Here is a 25,476-nt window from a genome sequence, read left to right as displayed (position 1 = left end):
ATACTACTATTTCTCAAATGCTTCTTTTACTATATCAGCATACGGTTTAATATATGCTTCCCACTCTTCATATAACTCCTCAAATGACTTTCCATATAACTCCTGATAGTTATAGCCATCCTTGTACAATTCAAAGAATTTTTCTTCTCCATATGTATCTATCAGATAATTAACCATAGAAGCAGCTGTTGGATAAGTTAAATTACTACCTATTTCATTAAATAGATACGTACTTGCAAATGTACTTGCACTTTCCGGATTCAAATAATCATTAATAGCATTTATTTCTACAAACAATTCTATAAAAAAGTAATTTTTATCTATGCTATCTGGATTTTTTATTACTTTACTTAACTTATTTACACAGTTTAAATATTTTTCCAACTCTTCATTTGTATAATTACAAACTATTTCATTATTTTGTACTACAAACTTATTTTCTAACCTGTCATTATAAAAAATTTCTTTAGTCATACGTGATGATAAATTTTTAAAATTATAATAATGGCAATACTCAGCTAAACCATCAATTAACCAAAATGGCCTTCTTTCACCAGATTTATGTGTAATGTGATGAACATATTCATGAAGTCCTGCATATAGTGGCGTTGTGTATTGAATTATATAACTACTAGAATAGTTTACATCAAGTTCCTCAAGGAAATAACACTCTACAGGCTCCAAATCAGTATCAAAATATGGAGACAAATAGTCTTTTAACTCTGCTATATCCTTTTCATACATAGTAAAATATTCTTGACAATATTTATAATCCATATCAACTTCAATTGACGGTTCAACCATTGTTTTAGATACATATGAAATAGTTGAATTGGTGTATGTAATATACGGAAATGTTGTATTATCTCTCTCATAGTTTTTTTCATACCTAATTGGCACTTCTAAAGCTACACATTCTAAATCAGAACCTATAGATTTCAACCAATCATTTTTAAGCGATGTAATATTGTTATCAAATTGCATATCAAGATTTGACGAGTTTTTAATTAATTCATATACATATTTATAATCATTGTTTTTAATCAAATCTTTAACAAAATAATATGATATCGCGCCTGCATATTTATTTTCTTCTTCAGTAAAGTATGTAGTTTCTAATGTTGGAACTGTAAAATCTAACATATATCTTTCTTCATCATTTGACAGAAAAGATACAATTTCTTTAGTTGTTAATCCCTGTTCAATTGATTTTTTAAAGACTTTTTCGTTTATAGCACCAGCTAATCCATAGCATAATCCATAGCTTGTCCCAGATTTATTTAAAGCCTTTAATGTATATGTTATAGTATTTACATCTATATCATTTATAGAATTAATATAGACATTGTTTTCGTTACCATAGCAAAGTAATTTATCACTTACATATACTTTCAATTTTCCATCAAATGCATAATTACATTCATTTTTAATAACTTTTATAATTTTTTCGTACTCGTAAATAAATTTATTTGTTTCCTCTTCACTGTATTCATCTTTAGAAAAATAATACTCTACACTATCAGTAGACGTTGTACTAAATTTTGTTAAATATCCCCCAACTTGAACTATACCTTCATATTCAGTATAATCATATGAAATAACTTTCTCTGATTTTTCACAACCAGCACTAAACAACAATATCGATAATACAAAACACATAATAACTAAATTTTTAAATTTTATCATAACGCCCTCCTATAATATACATTATATGTTATTTTTACTATATATTTTATTATAGCACTCACCATTTAAAAAGTAAATATAATTTACTATTTAAAATTTAAAATACTTATAATATTTATTTTTATATTATATAATTGTTTTCCTGGAAGTAACTATCTGTCACGCTGATCGCAGTAGAAAATTCAACAAATATTGAAATTATTAGATAATTTGATATCTATTGTAAAAGTAAAATAAAAAATTCACAATATCTATTCTATTTTGTTACATTATGTGTTATAATAATGACAAAACATTACAAATTTTAGGAGGATTTTATGGTTATTAAACAAGATACAGTTAAAAAATATTTTTCAGATGTAAAAAATGGATGCAATAATCTAATTGATTGTCAAAATTTATACAAATTTATTGAAGCAAAAGAAGATATGTTTTTGCTTGATATTAGAAAAAAAGAAGATTTTGCTAAAAACCATATTGAAGGTTCAATTCATTGTGATTGGAGCGAAGTATTTGATTTTATCGAAGAAGATATATTACCAATTGATAAGAAAATAGTTGTAATTTGTTATAGTGGACAAACTGCAGGTCAAGTTGTTGGTGTACTTAAAACTTTAGGATATGATGCTTGTTCTCTTATGGGTGGAATGAATAACGGTTGGATGAAAAATTCTATGCCAATTAAAGCAACATGCTCTACATGAGTTTAAATTTATTCTCTAGTTTAGAGAATATACAATTTAAATAACATAAAGAAAGCGTCTACTATTTGTTTTTTGTAGACGCTTTTTATATCTAACAGCTAAATTATTGAAACATTAATTATATAAATCCTGTTTTCCCCTATGGAGTCCTACCTGCAAAACCAAACCAATACTAAACATATTCATTAGCATAAATGTTCCTCCATAACTCACAAAAGGTAATGGTATTCCAGTAACAGGCATTAACCCCATAGTCATACCTATGTTTTCTAATATATGAAACAAAAACATTCCCATAATTCCTATAACTATCAAAGAACCAAATGTGTCTTTTGCAGTTTTTGCTATTTTTATCAGTCTGAGCAGAAGCAATGCATATAGCATAATCAGCGCTATTCCACCTACAAATCCTAATTCTTCACATACAACTGCAAAGATAAAATCTGTTTCCTTTGTTGGTAAAAATCCATATTGATTTTGTACACCTAAAAACAAACCTCTACCAAACATTTCACCTGAGCCTATTGCAATTTTAGATTGTATAACTTGATAACCTTTCCCCGAAGGATCCATTTCAGGATATAGAAACATCATTATTCTATCAAGCATATAATTATCACCAATAATGTAATCATCAACATAGAAATTCAAGAATATTACACCAGCAATCAAAAGTATTATACCCAGCAAAACAAATGGCCATATGTATTTATAGCTCAATCCTGCCGAGAAAATCATAATAATAATAAAGAACACAAATACTAAAGCTGTTCCTAAGTCAGGTTGCAATAAAATTAATGCAACAGGCAAAAATGCAAAAGCCAAAATTTTTATTAATATAAATGGTTCATTTATTTTTTCTTTATTTTTATCTATGAATTTTGCTAAAGAAATAATAATACCAAACTTTGCAATTTCTGATGGTTGAAAGCTTATTGGTCCAATTTTCAACCAGTTACTTGCCCCCCACTCAGCTGCACCATGTCCAAACAATATTACTGCAATTAACAATATATTTGAAATAACATATATAGGAATATAAAAATAACCATATATCTCATAATCTATAAGAAGTAACACTATTACTACTATTGAACCAAGCACAAATGCTAATGTTTGAGTTCTTAGATATCTATAACTACCTGAAGCATAACTCATAGTAGAACTTTTAATTATAACAAGTCCAAAAAATACTAACACAAATGTTGTCAACAATAGTAAAAAGTCAAATTTTTTAATAAATCTATTTTCCTTTTTAAACATAAAATAAACCTCTCACTTATAATTCATATATTATAACACACTAAACCTTTACAGTAAATTAAGAAATATTTATCTTTTCAATAATTTTTAAAAATTTAATTCAACACTAATCGTAATATAACATAAATTAATAATATAAAATTATATACTTATGTTAGAGGTGATAATATAAAAAATTATGGTCTAGTATTAGGGGGTGGCGGTGCAAAGGGTGCGTACCAAATTGGTGTATTACATGCACTATCGCATTATGAAATTTATAATGAAATTACTGCTATATCAGGTACTTCAATCGGTGCACTAAATATGGTATTAACACAGCAATTAAGCACTTTTGAAGCTATTGATATATGGAAAAATGATATAGGAAGGATTCTTTTTAATGACAACATAAGTACCAGCGAAATAATGGATATGCTTAGAACTATTAAAACTTCTAATCCTCCAGATAAAGCTTATTTAAAAGATAGAGTTGGTTTAGTTAAATTTTTCAAATCAATTAAATTGAAAAATCTTTCCTATAGTAAAAATAAATTATTCGCTACTTGTACAGATGTAACAAAAACCACTTCAAAATCAAGTAATATTGAAATAGCAACTGCATGGTATAACAATAAACAATATGGTAAAGCCTCTTATTTACCTATAAACAACCAAACAGAAGAAACTATTTATAAAATACTTTTAGCCAGTTCAGCAATACCTTTAATTTACCAACCTGTCCAAATAAATGGCAAATACTATGCAGATGGTGGTTTAACGGATAATCTTCCTATCAACCCTATTAATAATTTGTATTACAAACACATAATAGCTATTTCATGCAGAAATGTGCTAAATGCAAAACTAAAGAGTAGATATCCAAATTCTACAATATATTTCATCAAACCATCTTTTGACTTAGGTAATCTATTTAGTGGAACGCTTAACTTTAACAAAGAAAAAATATCCCACATGATTAATTTAGGATACAAAGACGGATTACAATATATAAAAAATTATATCATAAAATAAGTTTAGAGAAGTAGTTTTTAATTCTAAAAATTACTTCTTTTTATTTTTTCCATTTACATGTATAATATGCAGTAGAAATAAATATTAAAGGAATAATTTATATGAATACTAAAACAGTTGCAGTTGCACTAAGTGGTGGAGTTGACAGTGCAGTTTCTGCTTATATATTAAAACAGCAAGGCTATAATGTGTTTGGAATAACAATGAAGGTATTTGAAGGACAATCTGTTGAAGATGCCATATATGTTGCTAATAGACTTGGTATAAAACATTATATCGTTGATTACTCTAATGATTTTTCCAGAGAAGTTGTAGATAAATTTATTGATATTTACCTAAGTGGTGGTACTCCAAATCCATGTATTATATGCAATAATAAAATAAAATATGGAAAACTATTGGATGAAAGCATACGCCTCGGAGCTGATTATATTGCATTTGGTCATTATGCAAAAATAAAGTACGATGAAAATAATAACACCTATCATCTTCTGAAATCTAATATTGAAAGAAAAGACCAGTCTTACCTTCTATATCATTTAACCCAGGAAAAACTAAAGCACATAATTTTTCCTCTGAATTCTTTTAAACATAAAGATGACGTAAGAAAAAAGTTATTGCCCATAATGCCTCTTGTTTCAAAAAAGAAAGACAGCACTGATTTATGCTTTACTATTGGCACTACCCTAGCTGATTATATAAAGAACAAAAAAAATTTAAAAAACTGCGAAGGAAACTTTGTAGATAAAAATGGAAATTTTCTAGGTAACCATAAAGGAATATTCAACTATACGATTGGTCAAAAAAGAGGTCTTAATTTAAATACTTCTAAAATCTATTATGTTATGAAGATTAATGCTAAAAATAATGAAATAATTTTAACCGATGAAGAAATTGACATATATAAAAATAAAATATATGTAGATAATATAAACTATATAAATAATGAATTTAAAGACAAAATACAATTTAGCTGTAAAGTTAAAGTTTGCCAATGGGGATATTTTATAGATTGTATTGTATATAATTTGAAAAACGAAAAAGTTTTAGTTAAATTTAATAAACCAGAACGTGCACCTGCTATTGGACAAAGTGCAGTATTTTATAGCGATGATATGGTTATTGGTGGTGGCAGCATTATAGATACATTTTAGTTTTAAATATTTTCGTATATGTAACAATATCACAGATATATTTTCCAAATTATTATATTATACAATAAATCAAGTAAAAAGAAAGTGGTGATTATTATTAATATTATATTAACTAATGAAGCAAAAGAAAAAATAGAAAACTATAACAAAAACAATATGCCTGTAAAAGTAAAAATAACTGGATTTAGCTGAAGTGGCGCCAAACTTGGTGTTGTTTCGGAGAAACAAAATGAAAATGATAAAGTTTACGACGTTGAAGGAACAAAAATTATTGTATCCGAAGAATTAGATGGATCATTTAATACTCTTAAAATTAACTATATATCAAATTGGTTCAAAAAAGATTTTGAGATAATTCCAATGAATTAGCAGTTAAGCAAACAATAAAATTCATATTGTATTTTTCAACATAATAAAATATAATATATATATTCATTTATTGGAGGAATTAAAATGGAAAGTATATTATTTATTATTAAATCTATTATTCTAGGCATAGTTGAAGGTATAACAGAATTTTTACCTGTCTCTTCAACAGGACATTTAATTATCTTTCAAAACCTAATAAGATTTAATAATGGAACAAGTTCAAGTTATGTTGAAATGTATACATATGTTATACAATTAGGTGCAATTCTAGCAGTTGTAGTTTTGTATTGGGGCAGAATAAAAAACACTTTAATTAACTTTTTCCCCAAAAAAGTTGGATATGAAAAATCAGGCTTTAAATTTTGGCTAACAATTTGTGTAGCTTGTATACCTGGTGGGGTTTTAGGCATTTTATTCAATGATTTAGCTGATAAATACTTATTTTCGCCATACACCGTAGCTATAACCTTATTTTTTGGTGGTATATGGATGATGTATGCTGAAAATAAATTTAGAAATCAAAAACATATCACAAGAAATTTAAACATTACAATGAAGCAAGCATTGATTATAGGTTCTTTCCAATGTTTAGCTATCATTCCTGGAATGTCACGTTCAGCTTCCACTATCATTGGTGGTTGGATTGCAGGACTTTCTACAGTTGCAGCTGCTGAATTTTCATTCTTTCTAGCCATACCTGTTATGGTTGGAATGAGTTTACTGAAAATAATAAAAATTGGTGGGTTATCAATTTTACTACCAATAGAAATTATTTCTCTTGCAGTAGGATTTGTAATTTCATTTATTGTAGCATTGTTAGTAATAAATAGATTTATCAACTATTTAAAGCAAAAACCTATGAAAGTTTTTGCAGTCTATAGAATGATATTTGCAATTGTAGTATTGTTAACAGGAGCATTTGGTATTTTTAGTTAGAATTTAAAACTGTATTTATAAATAATAAGTACAGTTTTTTATTTTTTTACAATGCATACGTTTTCATTGATAAATAAGTATTTTTATATAATTTTTTTTAATTTTTTTTAAAAAAGCTCTTGCATTAATACTTATTTTATGCTAATATAAGCAAGTGATAATTTTTAAGCCGGTGTGACGGAACGGCAGACGTACACGACTCAAAATCGTGCGGGAAACCATGTGGGTTCAAATCCCACCACCGGTACCATACTTAATTTACAAACGCATTGAAAATCCAATAAATATATTAAAAAGCATTCGATTGAATGCTTTTTTTATTTACTATATTTCATTTTATATAAACTATCAATTAAACTATTTTTATTTTTTACCTTCTACAAGAATTTCAAAACTTCATCCAACTCTTTTCTTCTTGGCATTGGTGGATTTTCAATTATTGCACCATAGGCAATTATTACAGAAACAGTTTGCCCTGCAGGTAGTTCTATTATTTTTGATAACTTACTTTCATCAAAAACACCTATAATTACGGTTCCTATTCCAGCTTCATGAGCTGCTAGACAAAATGTTTGTGTAGTAACACCTGCATCAAACATTTCCCACCTGTCTTCTTTTGATGTTGTAAATGAGCCATCTCTTTCGTAGCCACATCTTCCTGTAACTGTTGATAGAACCGCTAATCCAGCTGCACCTTTTATTACGTTTCCATTTGCTTTAAAATCTAATACCGCTTCATCTGCGATTTTTTTCAATGTTTTTTTATCTTCAACTATTGTATATCTAACAGTTTGTGAGTTTTTCCAAGTTGGCGAATAAGTAGCCAATTTCACAATTTTCTTAATTGTGTCATGACTAACAATTTCATCTTTGAATTTTCTAACACTTCTTCTTCCTGTAATCATTAATTTTGCGTCCATTTTTCCTCCATGTAAACTTAAATTTATTATATATTTTTAACATCATATAATTAATTATACAAGGATAGTATAATTAATTCTTAATCATTATTTTTGGCTTCCTGTTTTAATAATTTTTGTTTTTTCTTTGTCTACAGTCTGGAAAATCAATTGTATGTATTTTTACTTAAATTTCTAATTCACAAAGAAATTTATCTATTTCACTTTCTCCGTATACTTTAATTCCATTTTGTATAAACAAATTTGCTGCGACACCATTACCGTTAATAGAAGTATGACTAAATGTACCATCATATATTTTACCATAGCCACATGAAGGACTTTTCTCTTTTAATATAGCAATTTTACAATTATATAATTTTGCTAATTTCAAAGCCTCTTCAGCTCCCTTATTGTACTCATAAGTAACGTCAATTCCATCGTTAGACCTAACATGCCCTTCTACTATTTCAGCTGGATTTCTAGGCGTTTTTAGCCCTCCTAGTTGTTCTGGACAAGCCGGGATAAGTGTACAGACACTCATCAGCTTATCCAATTTATCAATTAAATTATTTTTACCATTATATTTACAATTTACACCTATCAAACACGCACTAATCAATACATTCATTTTATACCACCTTTATATAAATAAATTTATTAAATCATCAAATTTTTCAATTACATAATCATAACCTTGTACATCTTTTCCAAAGCCATATCTTGCATAGACAAAAGGCATACCTGCTTCTTTAGCACTATTTAAATCCCATTGCGTATCACCTACATAAATTGGAGATTTAAGATTATTTCTTTTTACTATCAGTTTATTATTTCCAGCTTTTTTCAATCCACTTCTTCCTGGACATTCATAGTCTAGAAAATATTTACCTAAATTGTGAGCGTGTAAAAAAGTCTCGATATAACCATCTTGGCAATTGCTAACTATAAACAGTTTATATTTTTTTGAAAGAATTTCTAATGTTTCTTCAAGTTTATCAAACAATTTTGCTCCATTATCATGTAAATATTTTTGCTCTGCATTGCAACATTCATTGATTAAAGTGTCTCTTTTATCCTTTTCTAAATCTTCAAAAAAAACATCACCTATTTCAGGTAACAGCAACCCCATTACAGAAGTCATATCCTCTACTGTAATAACTTTTTTTCTAACATCATAACTACTAAGTAATTCAGTCCAACATTTACTAATTGCTTCTCTACTATCCCATAGAGTTCCGTCTAAATCAAAAATAATACTATCCATATTTTCTCCTAAAATTAATTATTTAAATCTAAATCAACTATTGCATCAACATTTTCAATATCAGTGTCTATTTCAACCATAGAAATACTGTTAAATTTCTTTTCAATTTTGTTTGATGTAATATTTATATTGTCAACATCATTAGAAACCTTCTTTATATTTTTCGCTAAAGAATCCCAACGTGTTTTGTAACGCTTAAATTCTTCACCTAATTTGTTTAACTCTGTATGAATTATACTTGAATATCTTTCTCTCTCCATATTTTTTAGTATAACCTGAACTGTTGAAAGTACAGACATAAGAGTTGTTGGTGAAGCGAGCCATACCTTCTTATTACCAGCATAATCAACCAAATCCTGGTGATATGCATTGATTTCAGCAAATATTGCTTCAGCTGGAATAAACATAACTGCTTGCTCTGAAGTTTCATCTTTAATAATATATTTTGAACTTATATCATTAATATGTTTTTTTATATTCAATTTAAAATCTTTTTCAGCCTGTGCTCTTTCAAAGGCAGTCAAACTTTTGTCAATCATTCTTTGATAATTTTCAAGTGGAAATTTTGAGTCAATACTTAAATTACCTACCGGTTGCGGTATAAATAGCATTGCATCAACAATAGTACCATTTGATAGTTTCTTTTGAATTTGATATGTTTTATCATTTTTCTCGCCAAATATTGCGTATAAAATATTGTTAAGTTGAATTTCTCCAAATGTTCCTCTGCTTTTTTTATCAGTAAGTATATCCTGCAAAGAAACTATATTAGTTGATAGACTATCAATTTTTTTCTGTGCTTCATCAATTTTAGATAATCTTTCTAATATATTATTAAAAGTTTTATTTGTTTTTTCAAATCCTTCGTTTAATCTTTCTTCAACACGCTTGTTGATTTTATCTAAATTCTCATCAACCTTGTTGTTAAGGGTATTAAAATTATTGCTCAAACTTTCAGTTAATTTAATGTTTGATTCATTGATATATTTTGATGTATTCTCTTGAAAGCTTAAAAAATCTCTATTCATACGAGATGAATTATATTCTAATTTTTCGACTGTTTCAAGCTTATTTTCTAAAAGCATTTTAAGCTGTCTCTGATTAGAATCACTTATCTTTGATAATATATTGTCAAGTGCAGTATTGTTATTTTCAGTAATCATTATTTTTAAATCTGTCATCATTTTATTATTTCGTTGATTAGAACTATTTACTAGCCTTATCAAAATAAAAATACTAATTAAGCATGTTATAGTAGTCATAATTAAAATTAGTTTTTCCAAATTTTTTCCCTCCAAAATAATTGTTTTGTTAGTCTTCATCCTCTATCAATATCTGCTTTCCTATATCAAATAAATATAGGTAACACTGTTTAACCTTTTTATTAGTCAATTTTTGTATAGCTTCCTTATATGATAGAATTTGCTTTTTGTATTGGTTCTTTATTATGTCTATGTTTTCGTCATTAACCTTATCTGTTTTATAATCTATAACAATTATTTCATCCTTCTCATAAAAATAACAGTCTATGATACCCTGTATTAGTACAAACTCATTTTCATTAATGTTTTTAACTACTTCATTGGCATGCTTTTTTATAACGAAAGGTGTTTCTCTTTTTATATTTGAAGATAAAAGCATTCTTTTTCCTATATCACTTTTAAAGAACATTACTATTTGTTCAATATTTACTACCTCAGCTTCACTTTCTGTTAATAGCTTATGCATAATCATATTTGCAATTTGTTCATTAATATTTTGAATATCAAGCTGTTGATTTAGGTCTAAATGTTGCATAACATAGTGAGTTATAGTTCCTATTTCTGCTTGTGTAAAGTTAATATTATTCTCTTTAAACAATGGTATATCAACTAATTTAGGTATATTATACTTAATATTTTCAACATTTACATCTTTTTTATCAAGATTTTTAATATCGGTTACAGATAACTTAGTTGGTATGTTTATTGACTTTTTGTAGGAATATTCAAAGCTTAATCTTCTGTTTATTTCATCCGTTTCTATGCTATGAACTTCTTCTGTAAAATGCTTAATTTCTTCAATTCTTTCTTCTCTTTTATTTTCAGCTTGATTCGCTGAATAATTGATATCCTTTAGTGTTAAAATATTAATCAAAAATGATGCATTGTGTATATCATTTTTAACTATACTGTTGTCATCATTACATAATTTTCTTAGCTCATAACCATCCTTATGTTTATAAATAGAACTGCAAATCCAATCCAAGTACGATTGAGAAGTATATAAATTATAATGTGTTGTACCTTTTCTCCATTTTTTTACTCTTCCCTCAGCACTCTTTACTGTCCCACACAAAATAAGCTTATCAACTGCTCTTGTAAGCGCAACGTATAAAACTCTCATTTCTTCAGATAACGTTTCAAGCTTAGTTACATCTTTCAAAGCAATTCTAGGTAATGTCTCTTTGTAAATTCTCAGTTCAGGATTAACATATTTAGGTGCTATCCCATATGTTTTATGCTTTAGTATGCTTTTTGAAACATCCATCATATTAAATTTTTTATTCAAACCACATAAAATAACAACTTGAAATTCTAAACCTTTACTTTTATGTATTGTCATAAGTCTAACTACATTATCATTTTCACCGAGTATCTTAGCTGTACTTTCATCACTATTATACAACTTTAACTTCTCAATATATTTTAGAAAATTATATAGTCCTGTCATTGATGTATTTTCATACTCAAATGCCTTGTCAGTTAATAGTCTTAAATTTGCTTGTCTTACCTTACCGTTTGGCAATGCACCTACAAAATAGTAATAATCAGTCTCCATCAGTATTTTCCATATCAAATCATTTAGTTTTTCATATCTACTATTTTTTTTGTAATTCTCAATCATATCTATAAATGATATTATTTTTTGTTGAAGATCATTTTTTTCATTATTTTTATAAATGTACATTGCATCTATAAATGAAATCTTAGGTGATTTAATCCTAATTTTTATTAGCTCTTCTGTAGTAAATTTACCTATAGGTGACCTCATGATACTTAATAACGGAATATCTTGCCTAATATTATCAATAAGTCTAAGCATATTAATCATAATCTCTATTTCAATTGTTTCAAAATAACCTGTTCCTGTGTCTGAATAAAAAGGAATTCCCTGATTAAAAAATATTTCTTCAAAAACTGTAGACCAGTTTGCAACTGACCTAAGTAATATAACTATGTCCTTGAATTCTATAGTTCTAAACTCATTTTCCTTTGCAAAATAAGTTTTCTGTCCTAGTAAATCTTTAATTTTATTTACAGCAAAAAAAGCTTCAATTTCAGCTTTTTTCATAGCTTGTAGTTCTTCATCAATATCTTCATCTGCTTCTACTGTCTGCGTTTCAATAATATCTAGTTCTACTCTGTCATCCTTTGATTTTTTGAATTCTGTACCAACATTTAAAAATACTTCTTTATTGTAATCAAGTTCACCTAGTTTTTTAGACATAATTTTTTCAAATATATAATTAGTTGCTGCAAGTATCTCGAATCTACTTCTGAAATTATGGTTTAAATCTATTCTTTGATTTAAATCACCTTCATCACACTCAGTTTTATATGTTCTTAGCTTAGAGTTAAACAAATCAACATCAGCAAGTCTAAATTTATATATACTTTGCTTTGAATCTCCAACCATAAACACATTATTATCACGTTTTATCAAACCAATAAGTGTTTCCTGAATTTGATTACTATCTTGATATTCATCAACAAAAATAAATTTATATTTATTCCTACAGCTTTCTCTTACGTCTTCATAGGACAAAGCATCAAGAGCAAAATGTTCAACATCTCCAAAATCAAGAATAGCTTTATCTGCTTTTTTTATCTTAAATTCATTCATTAAACTTTTAACCAATTCAAATAGAGCTTTCATCGCCGGATACATATAATTTATAGCCTCTGTAAACTCCTTCATTGTTTTATTTGGAATAAGCTTTTTTATACCATCAACTATTTTTTTATATTCATTACGCATAGATTTTGCATCATCTAATAAAACAGCATCCACTTCTTCCTTTTTCTTACCCCTTATAGAAGCAAGTCTTGGGTGTGAAAGTGAATATAGATTATTTATAAAATTATTAAAATTAGAATTTATCAATGAATCTCTAAGCTCACTAACATTGCTTAAATCCCTAGAAAACGTATCAAAATATGCTATTGGTCCAGCTTCTTCCTTTGATAAATCTATAGCCAATTTTATAGCTTCTTCTGCTCCATCTAAAAGTGTGCCTACATTTTCTCTAATTACACTTAACCAAATTGATTCATCCAATTCTATTTCAGTAATTTCAAGCATATTAACAGATTTTTCAAACCACTCAAGTGGATTTGGAAAGCTCAATATAAAATAATACATATCTTTAATTAACTCTACTAACTCTTTGTCTGATCTATTGCTTGTGAAGCATTCAACCAATTGAACAAAATCACTGGATTTATCAGTATAAGCCTGCTCTAAAACATCATCAACTGCTTCATTCAAAAGTATTTGGCATTCATTTGGATCACCAATTCTAAAATTCGGGTCAATACCAATAACATGAAAATTTTTTCTTAATAAATCTATACAAAACGAGTGTATAGTTGAAATATTTGCTTTATTTAGCTTATTTAACTGGTTTCTAAGATGTCTTTTTAAATTATCATCACTTATACTATCATCTTCTAAATCTTTATATAATGCTTTTTGAATCTTTTGTTTCATTCCAGCAGCTGCGGCGTTGGTAAATGTCACAATCAAAAAACTATCTATTTCTTCTTTATTATCTTTCACAAGTTTTATAATTCTCTCTACGAGCACAGCAGTTTTTCCTGAGCCAGCTGCTGCTGAAACTAAAATATTCTTATTCCTTGAGTCTATTACCTTCTGTTGATTTTCAGTCCATTTCATTTGCCTCACCTCACAAACTTTTTAATACAATAATATTATATTATGAAATCAATATTAAAACAATATATATTCAAACATTTGTTTTATTATAGTTTAAATGTTATAATGAATTTAGCAACCGTTTAATTGATATTGTGAAGTACTATCACAATATCAAAGAGCGGTTTTTATATATTTATTTTTGTGAAAATTATGGGGGATTATGATGAAAAATGATATTTTATTGTTTGATTTTGATGGTGTATATCAAAAACAAGATTTTTATAAAAAAAATGAACATGAATGGGTTTTTAAAAACAGATTAACTGGCTCCAACGCTTATTGCGACCAAATAGCATCACATAATATAAGAAAGAAATTAAAAAATATATATTTGCCAAACATCAGCTTCATAGGCTCAGGCAATTATCACTACATAAGCTTATTTCTGACAGAAAAGTTAACTCAAAATTTCACATTAGTTTTATTTGATAATCATTCAGATATGCAAAAAACAGTTTTTGAAGATTTACTTTCTTGTGGAAGTTGGCTGAGGTGTGCCTTTGAAAACGAAAAATATCTAAAACAAATAGTATTAGTTGGAACAAGCAGAATTTCTTTAAAAACACTCGATGCAAGATTCAAAGAAAAAGTGACAGTTTTTCCGAATGATATAATTTTTAAACAAAATTCATGGTACACAGAGCTTAGGGACGTAATTAAATACCCTGTCTATATTTCTGTTGATAAGGATGTGTTTTGTGAAGACGTAGCAAAAACAAACTGGGATCAAGGACAAATGCACATGTATGAGTTTGTAAAGGCAGTTGAATATATAATTATTAAGCACAAAATAATTGGTATGGATGTGTGTGGTGAATATCTAACGAACTATACAAACCCAATAGATTTTAATGAAGCAAATAGCATAAATAATAGTACAAATGAAAAGATTTTGACCTTAAACCATGAAATAATAGAAGTTGAGTAATCTATTGCTACTCAACTTCTATTATTTATTTCTTCGATTTACTCTCATTTTCAAGCATTAATTCGCTAATTATTGTTTCTCTATTTGAATTTTTAATACTTCTATATTTATTTCCATCAATAGACGGATCAAACTGACAGATAGTTTTATAGTCACAATATGAACAAGGGGTTCTATCGTCATCTTTTTTGTATGGGTTTATTTCTATTTCACCATTAATAATTCGTTGTGATATTTTTTTAGTTACATCTTCAACTTTATCAAGTATAAGCTTGTATTCATCATAATTAAGAGTCTTTGAAGTTTTAGATAGAGTATTATCCGCCTTTAATTTTACAGGTATGATATCTGATGTCCTGTTTTTTTCAAAATCTTCATCTATATTAGATATAACATTCATATCCTCTACTACGTAACCCTTTAATGATAACTCCTTAAGTATTTCTTCTTCATATATTTCCTTAGGTGTTGCATCTCCATTGACTAGAGGATCATCGATGTTAAAATAGAAAACACCCCCAATTTTAGGTACTGATTTTTCAATATTAAAGTTACCCTCTATAATTGAAGACAAATATACAAATAGCTGTAGTTGTAATCCATTTATAACATCGCTCAAAGAAATATCTTTTTTAGCAGATTTATAGTCGATAATATTTACATAAGCATTATCACCATCTTCAAACACATCTATTCTATCAATTCTACCTTTAAGAACTATTTCTTTTGATATTTCCTTAATTTGCTTTTTAATCTCATATTCTGTAAATTCAGGTTTGAAATTACCTTTTTTCAGCTGACTTATCATTGTCCATGCTGCCCTATCTAAAAGTCTTTTGATTTTATCCTTTATATATTTATTTCGTTCATTATATTCTAAAGCATTATTATCTATACTATTTTCTTTCAATACTTGTTCAATACAGCTTTCCATATTTTCTATAACAGTAACTTTCTGCATACTTTTTATATTAAGTTTTTTTTCAATAATTTCATTAGTAAATTTTTCTATACACTCATGAAATATATTGCCTATATCATAGTATTCAACCTTTAATTCTTTACGTTGTATAGGCTTAATACCGAAATCCATGAAGAATTTAAATGGACAAGATGCATAGTTTTCAAGCTTAGAAACAGACATTTTCATAAACTCTCCATAAAGCTTATCAATATCAGTATTTTTTATATTTTCTACTACATTTTTATAATCAATACCACTATTTATTATATATGAAATATCCTCTGAATTATTTGTATAATATGTATATACGTCTTTCCAAATATCGCTAAGCGGCTTACCTTCTATATATTCTCTTAATTTTTCTATTAAAATCTCTAATGTGGATTTTTTAGTCATAACATAATCTATTTCATTATGATTTGATAAGTCACTATCTATGATAAGTCTAGTGAAAATAGATTTTAATTTATCTATATACAGTGATGGTTGTAAAGCCTTTCCATCAACTGTACTAAGTGCATAACTTATATATAAATTTTCCGTTGGCTTTGTCAATACCTTATACAAAATATGTTTATCTTTAAAGTTATTATACATACTTGTATTCAATAAAGATAATCCTAATTTCGTTAATGATTCTTTCTCTTCATCTAACAATAGCCCCTTATCGCTGTTAAATGACAACAGAACTCCCTCATTTGCTCCAACTAAAAATATAGTCTTATAACTATTGATAAACGCCCTGTCTAAATCACCAACCACAACTTTGTCCAATGTTGGTGGTATAATTCCGAGTTCTATTTCCATTAACCCAGACTCTAATATTTTTCTATACTGTATTGTTGATATTTCAACATCTTTACTCGTTAATATAATCTGCTCAAAAATATCTATAATTACATTCCAAACTTGAGTATTGATAAATGAAAGTTCGTATCTGCCTGTGTGTTTAAATTCATCAACCTTTTGTATTATTTTTTCTTGGATTTTATGCTTTTTAAATATGTTATATAGAAATATAGTTATATCTTCAGATGTCTTTAAATTCTTAAATTCTTTTCTCAAGCTTGAGAAATCTTTGGCGAATTTTTTTCTTAAATTTTCATAATAATCAACATCAATGTGATTCATGGTAAATTTTCTAAACCATCTATTTCCTTCTATACCGTATTCAAGCGCAAAGTTTTCTAATTTATCAACCTCACCAAAGTCAAGTCCTGAAAAACCAGTTTTAAAATATTCAAATACACTTTGATGCTTAAAGTTATAGTTTAACATATCAAGTATTGACAAAATATATTTGACAAATGGATTATTCATTATATCTTTTTTTACATCCATAAAATATGGTATTTCGAACTTAGTAAATACTTTTTTTATATTCACCTCATACATATCCATACCTGCGGTAACAACTGCAATATCCTTATATCTATATCCTTTATCTCGAACAAGTGTAGTTATGATTTTGCAGACATTTTCAATCTCTGTGTAATTATTCATTGATGAAGAAACATGTACATTTTTTAAATCCTGTGTAAAATGTTTAGAAGAAATTTTAAACATATTATCTTCAATAGCTTTAATTTCACAATTAGAAATATATGATTTTTCAAGTTTTACATAGTCTATTTTCAAATTGAGTTCTTCTGCTATTTTCTCATACTGTCTTAAAGTATCATAGGTAACTTTAAAAATTTCATAGTCATCTATACTTTCTAAATATCCAAGACAATTGTTGTCAATATTTAGAGCTATCATTACACCCTTTGAATGTTCAACTAATTTTTTAATAACTCTAAGTCTTTGTCCAATTAAACTTTCAAAGTTATCTATATAAATATATGAATTTTTAATTATATTTGACTTTTCTATTATTTCTACAAAATAATCAGTCTTATCTTCATCATCAAAGAAATTGTCCTTGGTCATACTCTCCATATTTCTATAGATCATAATGATATCAGATAATTTCCTTTTTAATAGTTCGTTTTTTATACCATCAAGATTTATCTCTTCTAATTTTTTGGTATTAATATTATTTTTTTTAAGTTCCTTAACGAACGAGTTAAATTCTCTTAAAAATCCATCCTTATATAAGGCTTTCTTATATACCTTCAATTCATCTATGCTTTTATCACAAATTTGCTTTAATAGCATTATCTTACCATAGTCATTGATATCTGCGAGCTTCAATCCTCCAACTTCATCAAAAACCATATATTCTAACTTCTTAAAGCTTGTTATCTGTAAATCCAAAAGTCCAGCGTCATTTGTTTTATTTATAATTTCAAGCTCAGTAGAGTATGTCATTTGTTCAGGAACTACATACAATAAATTTGTACCTGTATTAGAATTAAGTTTACTTAAGGCATCATTGTATAAATACGTCGATTTACCTGTTTTTGCTCTTCCTGTTACCAATTTCAGTTCCATAAATACCCCCTACTTTTATATTTATTTTATTATAGCATATATTTTATCCATATCTAATGATTTTCTAACGGTATCAGCTAATAAATCATATTGCGAATTTTTAAATTGATTTATATCAAAACCTTCTAATTCCTCTTTATTTAATCCTTTTCTATCATATAGCATTTCAACTATTGCATTTGCAACATTGCTATTGTCAAATATACCATGTATATATGAGCCAGCAACATTTTTATTTACAACACCATCATTTTTAACTTTATTAGCTAAAGTATCAGAAATTACATTTATAGAACTAAGTGGTTCTACATTTTGTGTATTTGTATCTCCCATATGTATTTCATAGCCTTCAAATTCAATATTCGACAAATAATTATATAGTCCATTAATTTCTTTAAACTTTCCTTTAACCTGTGTTCTAATCTTTTCTTGATAAAAAGTTGTTTCAGTATTTAAAAGTCCCAATCCTCTAATTTCTCCACCAGACTCTACACTTTCTGGGTCATATATTTTATCACCAAGCATTTGATACCCACCACATATTCCAAAAACCGGCTTGCCTTGATGTGCAAATCGCTGTATTTTAGCTTCTAACCCGCTTTGTCGTAGCCATTTCAAGTCTTCAATTGTATTTTTTGTACCAGGTAAAATTACCATGTCAGGATCACACAAATCATGTACATTAGACACATATCTAACTGAAACACCATTGAACATTTCAAATACATTGAAATCAGTAAAGTTTGAAAGTCTTGGTAACTTTATAACAGCAATATCTATAAGTTTAAGTTCATTTTTATTGTCCAACCTTTCCGAAAGGCTATCCTCGTCATCTATTTGAAGTTTCATATATGGTATAACACCAAGTACACCAACATGTGTTATATCTTCTAACATATCAAGTCCTGGCTTTAGAATATCGACATCACCTCTAAACTTGTTTATCACCGTACCCTTTACTCTTTTCTTCTCATCATCTGTCAAAAGTAACAGTGTTCCTGCAATTGATGCAAACACACCACCTCTATCAATATCTCCTACCAGTATAACTGGTGCATCAACAAGTTCAGCCATACCCATATTTACAATATCATTTTCTCTCAAATTTATTTCAGCAGGACTGCCAGCACCCTCTATAACAATTACATCATTTTCTTCCGCTAAAGAATTGTACGATTTTAGGATATGAGGAATTAGCATAGTCTTTTGTTTATAGTAGTCTTTTGCACTCATATCTCCTAGCACTGAACCGTTTAATATGACCTGAGAACCTTTATCTCCTGTTGGCTTTAATAATATAGGATTCATTCTAACATCAGGCTCTATACCAGCTGCTTCTGCTTGCATTACCTGTGCTCTTCCCATTTCAAGCCCGTCCTTAGTAATATAGGAATTAAGTGCCATATTTTGTGATTTAAAAGGTGCTACCTTGTATCCATCTTGTTTGAATATTCTACATAATGCTGCAGTAACAATACTTTTACCAGCATTAGACGTTGTACCTTGTACCATTATTACCTTTGCCATATCTTATACTCCTATCTATTTATCCAAAATTTCTTTTAAGCCACTTATTAGTTTTTTGTTTTCATTTTCCATTTTAACAGCCACTCTATAATACCTATTATCTAACCCCTCATAATTACCACACGACCTTATAAGCATACCATTTTTCATCAATTCTTCTTTCAAATTGCAATTATATTGAGATTTAAAAAATATATAATTGGCACTTGGTGCATATACATTAAATCCTAGGTTAATTAACTCATTATATAAATATTGCCTTTGTGCTTTTATGTATATAAGTGAATTTTCAACATATTTTGTTTCTTTTATAGCTGCAACTCCTGCAACTTGAGCTATGGTTGACACATTCCAAACAGGACCAGATTTTTTTATCCCGTTTAATATTTGCTCATTTCTACAAAGACAATAACCCAGCCTAATTCCAGCCATGGCATAAATTTTTGTAAATGCTTTTACTATAATTAAATTGTTATATTCATCAAGTAAATCTTTCACGCTATACTCTTGATAGTTATCAACGAACTCTATGAAACATTCATCCAATACAACTATTGTTCCAGTTCTTTTTGAGTGTTCAATAATCTTTTTTAACATATCATAGCTTGTTAGCTGACCAGTCGGATTATTTGGATTACAAATAAAAAGTATATCTGTATTATCATCTATAAAATCCAATATATCATCTTTAATTAAAAAATTATTTTCTTCAGTTAAATTATAATAATTAACACTACATTTTTCACTTTTTAAGGCCTGCTCGTATTCCGAAAAGGTTGGTGCCAATATCAAAGCATTTTTAGGCTTTAAAAAATTTACTAATCTAAAAATAGACTCTATTGCTCCATTTGAACAGTATATGTACTTTTCATTTACATTTTCATAATTAGAAAGAGATTTTCTAAGTTCCCTACAATTAACATCTGGATACCTATGTGCATACTCTAATGCTTCTATAATTGAAAATTTAACACTTTTAGGAAAGCCAAATGGGTTGATATTTGAAGAAAAATCTATTATATCATTTTGGTTTATCTTATGGGTTGTTGCTTCTGTATATATATCTGCTCCATGAGAATTTTTGTTCATTTTAATCAATCCCTTCTAAATTATATTACTTTTACTATTATTAATTTAATTAGTATTCCAACAAAAAAACATAGCCATGATGTTGCATACATAAGTTTATTAGATATTTTTACATCATCTAATTGAATTTTTCTTATGTCATCTCCAATAGTAGGCTTTTCTACAAAAGTCCCACCATAATAGCTACCACCAGCTAATTTTATATCTAATGCACCTGCACATACAGATTCAGTATGTGCTGAATTTGGGCTTAAATGGTTATATCTATCTCTTTTATAAATTTTATAAGCATTTTTATAGTCTAATTTTATGATAAAAGATGCTACAATCATTAAATAAGCTGAAATTCTTGCCGGAATATAGTTCGCTATATCATCTGCTTTAGCTGAAAATCTTCCCATATTGATGTATTTTTCACTTTTGTAACCCACCATTGAATCAAGTGTATTAATTGCCTTATACATAAAACCTAACGGTGCGCCACCAATCAGTATAAATAACAAGGGAGCTATAACTCCATCAGATGTATTTTCAGCCACAGTTTCTACGCAAGCTTTTACAATTTCAGTTTCATCAAGGCTCTTGGTATCTCTACCAACTATATATGATAAAAATTTTCTAGCTTCCATAATATTACCTTGTTTCAATTTAGCGTATACCTTCATACTTTCTACTTTTAAGCACTTAGTAGCAAGTATATAATAACACATTATCGCATCTATAATTATAGCAACAACTACGGGCAAATATCTGTATGCAAGAGTTATAATAAAAAAAGGAATTAAAAAAGAGATAAATACTACTACAAACCATAATATAACACCTGATTTATATTCATCTTTCTCATTTTTACACTTGCATCTTAATTTATTTTCTAATTTACTGATAAAACTCCCTATAAGTCTTATCGGATGAGGAGCATTTTGAGGGTCTCCTATAATTAAATCTAATATGTAACCTAAAACTAATGATATCAAATTGTGCACCTACCTTTATTGTACGTTAGATTAATTTCTAAATTTACATAAATTTATTAAATAACCAATAAAATAAAAAGCCCCCATAATGGGAGCATAATTAAAATTATATTGTATTTAATTTAATTCATTATTATCCCTATAATATTAATCTTACTAGCTATTTCATAAGATTGATTATAATATAAGAAACCTTTTTTTGCAAGGTATTTGATGGTTCTACTAAGCGCTACTGTTTATTCATACTAACTCTTCTTAGTAAATTAATATTAAAGTATTGACCTAGAATAACAAAAAATAAACTTATTATAATAATAAGTTTATTAATTATGGTGTTTATATAACATCATGCCTCGGATTTTTTGAAACACAATCAATTGCTTTAACTACTTCGGTAATCAGATGTGCTATATTTTGTTTTTCTTTGATAAAATATTCGCCATAAATCTTTCCTTTTTTACTAGTAATATAGAAAGGTGTTATATTATTCAAAGCCTTAGCCATCATATCGTCAATGCAAACTTCACATTTACAAATGTCCTTGTATGCCTTATTATTATTAAGTAAATCTGTCAAAATTTCAGCGACCATTACTTCCATATAGTTCTTTATCATATTTTCCCCCCCCATACAATTATAATTATTGTATCTTTACAATGCTTAACTATTATGAAAACAATATAATTTCTTTTTCCTTAATATTTTTTTGTATATTTTCATTATAATCTTCTAAATTCTTGTAATTCTGTACACGTTCATGCCTATTGTTACCCTTAAGTATTTTACTAACAGCACCTGCACCACATGCTAGAATAGTCTCAATTTCTTCTATAATTACAATGTTATAAATACTTTCTTTTCCATTTATACAATATCCTACATTTTCAAGGTTTGCTTTAATATTTTTTTGTCTATACATATAATATGGTATATAATTTGAGTTTATACAATTTTCTTTAGTTATATGATACATACTTTCAACCATATCATAATCTTTAGATAAATTTTTAGTAGAATTAAACAATTTAGAACCTTTTTTATAAGCTAGAGCATGAATAGTTATATTATCTGGTTTTAGGTCAATAACTCTTTCAATTGAATTATTAACATCATCCGCACATTCACCAGGTAATCCAATAATTAAATCCATATTTATCGAATCAAAATCATATGTTCTAGCTAAATTGTATACATCAATAATATTTTGCACAGTGTGTCTTCTTGAAATTGCTTTCAAAGTATTGTCATTCATCGTTTGCGGATTAATACTTATTCTATTTACACCATTTTTCTTGATACAAGATAATAATTCTTCAGTAATCGTATCAGGTCTACCTGCTTCGAAAGTTATTTCCTTTACTTTGTCAATATCATAATATTTTCGTATTATACCAAATATATCGTCAATATTTTCACAGCTCAACACAGAAGGTGTACCACCACCAAAATAAATTGTGTTAAGTGCTAATCCACTTCTAATAGCCAATTTTATTGTTTCTTCTATTTCTACTTTTAACGTTTGCACATACTTGTCTACTTCATGTTTATCATATTTTGTAAATGAAACAAACGAACAATATATACATTTAGTTGGACAAAATGGTATTCCAATATATAAATTATAATTTTTTAAATTTTCTTCTTTTGCTATATATTTTTTCTGAATCAAATATATATTATATAATAATTCTATTTTTTCTTCATTAACCTCATAAGTATTTCTAAGAATAGCCTTTGCTTCTTCATCTGAAAATCCATTACTTATTGCAAGTGTTAGTATTTTGTTTGGTCTAATACCAGTTAAGAAACCATACTCTGCTTTTATATCATAAAACTTAGACAAAATATAATATAATGATTTTTTTACTATTGTTTTCTTTAGTTTTTTCTCATCTGCTTTTTCAATAATAATATCATCTGAATTAATTGTTCTTTCATTAATTAAAGTATTACCCTTAAAAAGCCTTGCGCTACCATAAAACGAACCATTCTTCTCAATTAATTCGCTATAAACTGTTAGCAAATCATCCTTAAAATTACTCAATTTTATAGAGTTTGTTGAAACATAATTTAGTTCAATGTCAGAATTTAAATCAAATATTCTAAAAACATTTCTAACCTCATATTCAAATTCATGACCTATTAAATAAAATTTAATCATATTTTTATTACTTACTTTCTTTCTTTATTTATAATATTGTTTTAAAAACATATTTTCTCTTTTTTCTACCCCAATATTGGTTGGTGAGTTATGTCCAGGATAAAGAACAGTTTCATCTGGATATATAAAAATTTTATTTCTAATAGAACTTATTATCTGTTCCATAGAACCACCTTCAAAGTCAGTTCTTCCAATGGAGTGATTAAAAATAGTATCTCCAGTAATAATAATATTTTCTATCTTGAAACTAACTCCACCCGGCGTATGACCTGGTGTATGAATTACTAATATTTTCAGTTCACCTAACTCAATTATTTGACCATCTTTCATAATTATATCACAATCTAATGACATATTTTTTCTAAATAAATCATATGAATGATTTAATTCAGGGTTCTTTAAATATTCTACATCTTTCTCATGAACATACACTGGTATATTGTATTTATGCTTTAACTCTTCAACTGCTCCAATATGGTCAGCATGTCCATGAGTTAGCAATATCATTTTAGGAGTTAAACCTAAAGACGATACTTTGTCATCAATGACCGTGAAGCTTCCACCCGGATCAATTATAGCACAATTTTTAGTTTTTTCACATCCAACTATATAGCAGTTCATCAAAAATGATGTAACCTCTAATCTTTCTAATATCATATATATCTCCTTAAAACAATTTAGTACTATCCAATAATATTGTTACTGGGCCATCATTTAAAAGTTCAACTTTCATATCTGCACCAAACTTTCCCGTTTGAGTATTTATATTTGCATTTCTGCATTTAGTGATAAATTCTTCATAGAGTGGTAATGCTTTCTCAGGTCTTGCAGCATTTGAATAACTAGGTCTTCTTCCTTTTCTTGCATCTCCCTGAAGTGTAAACTGCGAAACTACAAGAATGCTTCCATTTATATCTGATAATGACTTATTCATTTTACCATTTTCATCCTCGAAAATCCTCAATACAACTGTTTTATTAAAAACATAGTCTAAATCAGATTCATTGTCATCTTCTGAAATACCTAAAAACACAAGTATACCCTTGTCAATTTTACCAACCATTTCATCATCTATAGTAACACTTGCGTGTTTTACCCTTTGTATAACTGCTCTCATAATAA

At 27.6% G+C, this 25,476-nt stretch carries 20 protein-coding genes and 1 tRNA gene; 6 read left to right on the top strand and 15 right to left on the bottom strand.

The window, feature by feature from the left end:
• Positions 1–6: 6 nt before the first annotated feature.
• Complete coding sequence (locus JYG23_RS02510; RefSeq protein WP_207236880.1) at positions 7–1,686, bottom strand: hypothetical protein; 1,680 nt, start codon at positions 1,684–1,686, stop codon at positions 7–9.
• 317 nt (positions 1,687–2,003) lie between these two features.
• Between JYG23_RS02510 and JYG23_RS02505 the strand changes: the two genes are divergently transcribed.
• Positions 2,004–2,390: a rhodanese-like domain-containing protein gene (locus JYG23_RS02505; RefSeq protein ID WP_207236879.1), complete on the top strand. Its 387-nt coding sequence runs from the start codon at positions 2,004–2,006 to the stop codon at positions 2,388–2,390.
• A gap of 114 nt (positions 2,391–2,504) precedes the next feature.
• Here JYG23_RS02505 and rodA read toward each other — a convergent pair whose 3' ends face one another.
• Positions 2,505–3,653: a rod shape-determining protein RodA gene (gene rodA, locus JYG23_RS02500; protein ID WP_207236878.1), complete on the bottom strand. Its 1,149-nt coding sequence runs from the start codon at positions 3,651–3,653 to the stop codon at positions 2,505–2,507.
• Positions 3,654–3,779: 126 nt separating this feature from the next.
• Here rodA and JYG23_RS02495 point away from each other — a divergent pair, with 126 nt between their 5' ends.
• The 4 genes from JYG23_RS02495 to JYG23_RS02480 all read left to right on the top strand — a co-directional run bounded on the left by JYG23_RS02495 (position 3,780) and on the right by JYG23_RS02480 (position 7,376).
• Positions 3,780–4,667 carry a patatin-like phospholipase family protein gene (locus tag JYG23_RS02495; RefSeq protein WP_207237926.1) on the top strand — a complete coding sequence of 296 codons (888 nt, stop codon included), beginning with the start codon at positions 3,780–3,782 and terminating at the stop codon, positions 4,665–4,667.
• Between the two features lie 101 nt (positions 4,668–4,768).
• Positions 4,769–5,821: a tRNA 2-thiouridine(34) synthase MnmA gene (gene mnmA, locus JYG23_RS02490; protein WP_207236877.1), complete on the top strand. Its 1,053-nt coding sequence runs from the start codon at positions 4,769–4,771 to the stop codon at positions 5,819–5,821.
• 453 nt (positions 5,822–6,274) lie between these two features.
• Positions 6,275–7,126 carry an undecaprenyl-diphosphate phosphatase gene (locus JYG23_RS02485; protein ID WP_207236876.1) on the top strand — a complete coding sequence of 284 codons (852 nt, stop codon included), beginning with the start codon at positions 6,275–6,277 and terminating at the stop codon, positions 7,124–7,126.
• A 168-nt stretch (positions 7,127–7,294) separates the two neighbouring features.
• Positions 7,295–7,376 (top strand) — tRNA-Leu (locus JYG23_RS02480).
• Between the two features lie 127 nt (positions 7,377–7,503).
• Here the strand turns inward: JYG23_RS02480 and JYG23_RS02475 are convergent.
• From JYG23_RS02475 to addA, 5 genes are all read right to left on the bottom strand, one after another.
• The gene (locus JYG23_RS02475; RefSeq protein WP_207236875.1) at positions 7,504–8,046 is read right to left on the bottom strand and encodes a nitroreductase family protein; all 543 of its coding nucleotides are present in this window, start codon (positions 8,044–8,046) and stop codon (positions 7,504–7,506) included.
• 166 nt (positions 8,047–8,212) lie between these two features.
• Entirely contained in the window at positions 8,213–8,656 is a 444-nt protein-coding gene (locus tag JYG23_RS02470) for a DUF523 domain-containing protein (RefSeq protein WP_207236874.1), read from the bottom strand.
• 12 nt (positions 8,657–8,668) lie between these two features.
• Positions 8,669–9,292 carry an HAD family hydrolase gene (locus tag JYG23_RS02465; RefSeq protein WP_207236873.1) on the bottom strand — a complete coding sequence of 208 codons (624 nt, stop codon included), beginning with the start codon at positions 9,290–9,292 and terminating at the stop codon, positions 8,669–8,671.
• Positions 9,293–9,306: 14 nt separating this feature from the next.
• Positions 9,307–10,575, bottom strand: coding sequence for a DNA recombination protein RmuC (locus JYG23_RS02460; protein WP_242631619.1), 1,269 nt, complete (start codon positions 10,573–10,575; stop codon positions 9,307–9,309).
• A 28-nt stretch (positions 10,576–10,603) separates the two neighbouring features.
• Positions 10,604–14,230, bottom strand: coding sequence for a helicase-exonuclease AddAB subunit AddA (addA, locus tag JYG23_RS02455; protein ID WP_207236872.1), 3,627 nt, complete (start codon positions 14,228–14,230; stop codon positions 10,604–10,606).
• 205 nt (positions 14,231–14,435) lie between these two features.
• Between addA and JYG23_RS02450 the strand changes: the two genes are divergently transcribed.
• Positions 14,436–15,200, top strand: coding sequence for an arginase family protein (locus tag JYG23_RS02450; protein ID WP_207236871.1), 765 nt, complete (start codon positions 14,436–14,438; stop codon positions 15,198–15,200).
• A gap of 25 nt (positions 15,201–15,225) precedes the next feature.
• Here the strand turns inward: JYG23_RS02450 and JYG23_RS02445 are convergent, their stop codons facing one another.
• From JYG23_RS02445 to dtd, 8 genes are all read right to left on the bottom strand, one after another.
• Positions 15,226–18,600 (bottom strand): PD-(D/E)XK nuclease family protein, encoded by a 3,375-nt coding sequence (locus tag JYG23_RS02445; protein ID WP_207236870.1) that lies wholly within the window; start codon positions 18,598–18,600, stop codon positions 15,226–15,228.
• A gap of 21 nt (positions 18,601–18,621) precedes the next feature.
• Complete coding sequence (locus JYG23_RS02440; protein WP_207236869.1) at positions 18,622–20,127, bottom strand: cobyric acid synthase; 1,506 nt, start codon at positions 20,125–20,127, stop codon at positions 18,622–18,624.
• 15 nt (positions 20,128–20,142) lie between these two features.
• A complete protein-coding gene (locus tag JYG23_RS02435) occupies positions 20,143–21,216 on the bottom strand; it encodes a histidinol-phosphate transaminase (protein WP_207236868.1) in 1,074 nt (357 codons plus the stop codon).
• Positions 21,217–21,236: 20 nt separating this feature from the next.
• Positions 21,237–22,202 carry an adenosylcobinamide-phosphate synthase CbiB gene (gene cbiB / locus JYG23_RS02430; RefSeq protein WP_207236867.1) on the bottom strand — a complete coding sequence of 322 codons (966 nt, stop codon included), beginning with the start codon at positions 22,200–22,202 and terminating at the stop codon, positions 21,237–21,239.
• Positions 22,203–22,529: 327 nt separating this feature from the next.
• Positions 22,530–22,808 (bottom strand): late competence development ComFB family protein, encoded by a 279-nt coding sequence (locus JYG23_RS02425; RefSeq protein WP_207236866.1) that lies wholly within the window; start codon positions 22,806–22,808, stop codon positions 22,530–22,532.
• A gap of 52 nt (positions 22,809–22,860) precedes the next feature.
• Complete coding sequence (gene hemZ / locus JYG23_RS02420) at positions 22,861–24,354, bottom strand: coproporphyrinogen dehydrogenase HemZ (RefSeq protein ID WP_207236865.1); 1,494 nt, start codon at positions 24,352–24,354, stop codon at positions 22,861–22,863.
• 24 nt (positions 24,355–24,378) lie between these two features.
• On the bottom strand, positions 24,379–25,011 hold the full coding sequence (locus tag JYG23_RS02415) for an MBL fold metallo-hydrolase (RefSeq protein WP_207236864.1): 633 nt from the start codon (positions 25,009–25,011) through the stop codon (positions 24,379–24,381).
• A 10-nt stretch (positions 25,012–25,021) separates the two neighbouring features.
• Complete coding sequence (gene dtd / locus JYG23_RS02410; RefSeq protein ID WP_207236863.1) at positions 25,022–25,471, bottom strand: D-aminoacyl-tRNA deacylase; 450 nt, start codon at positions 25,469–25,471, stop codon at positions 25,022–25,024.
• Positions 25,472–25,476: the final 5 nt, after the last annotated feature.

This window comes from Sedimentibacter sp. zth1, from assembly GCF_017352195.1.
GTDB lineage: Bacteria > Bacillota > Clostridia > Tissierellales > Sedimentibacteraceae > UBA1535.
The sequence above is the reverse complement of the archived record's forward strand: the minus strand, read 5'-3'. Positions and strand labels throughout refer to the sequence as shown.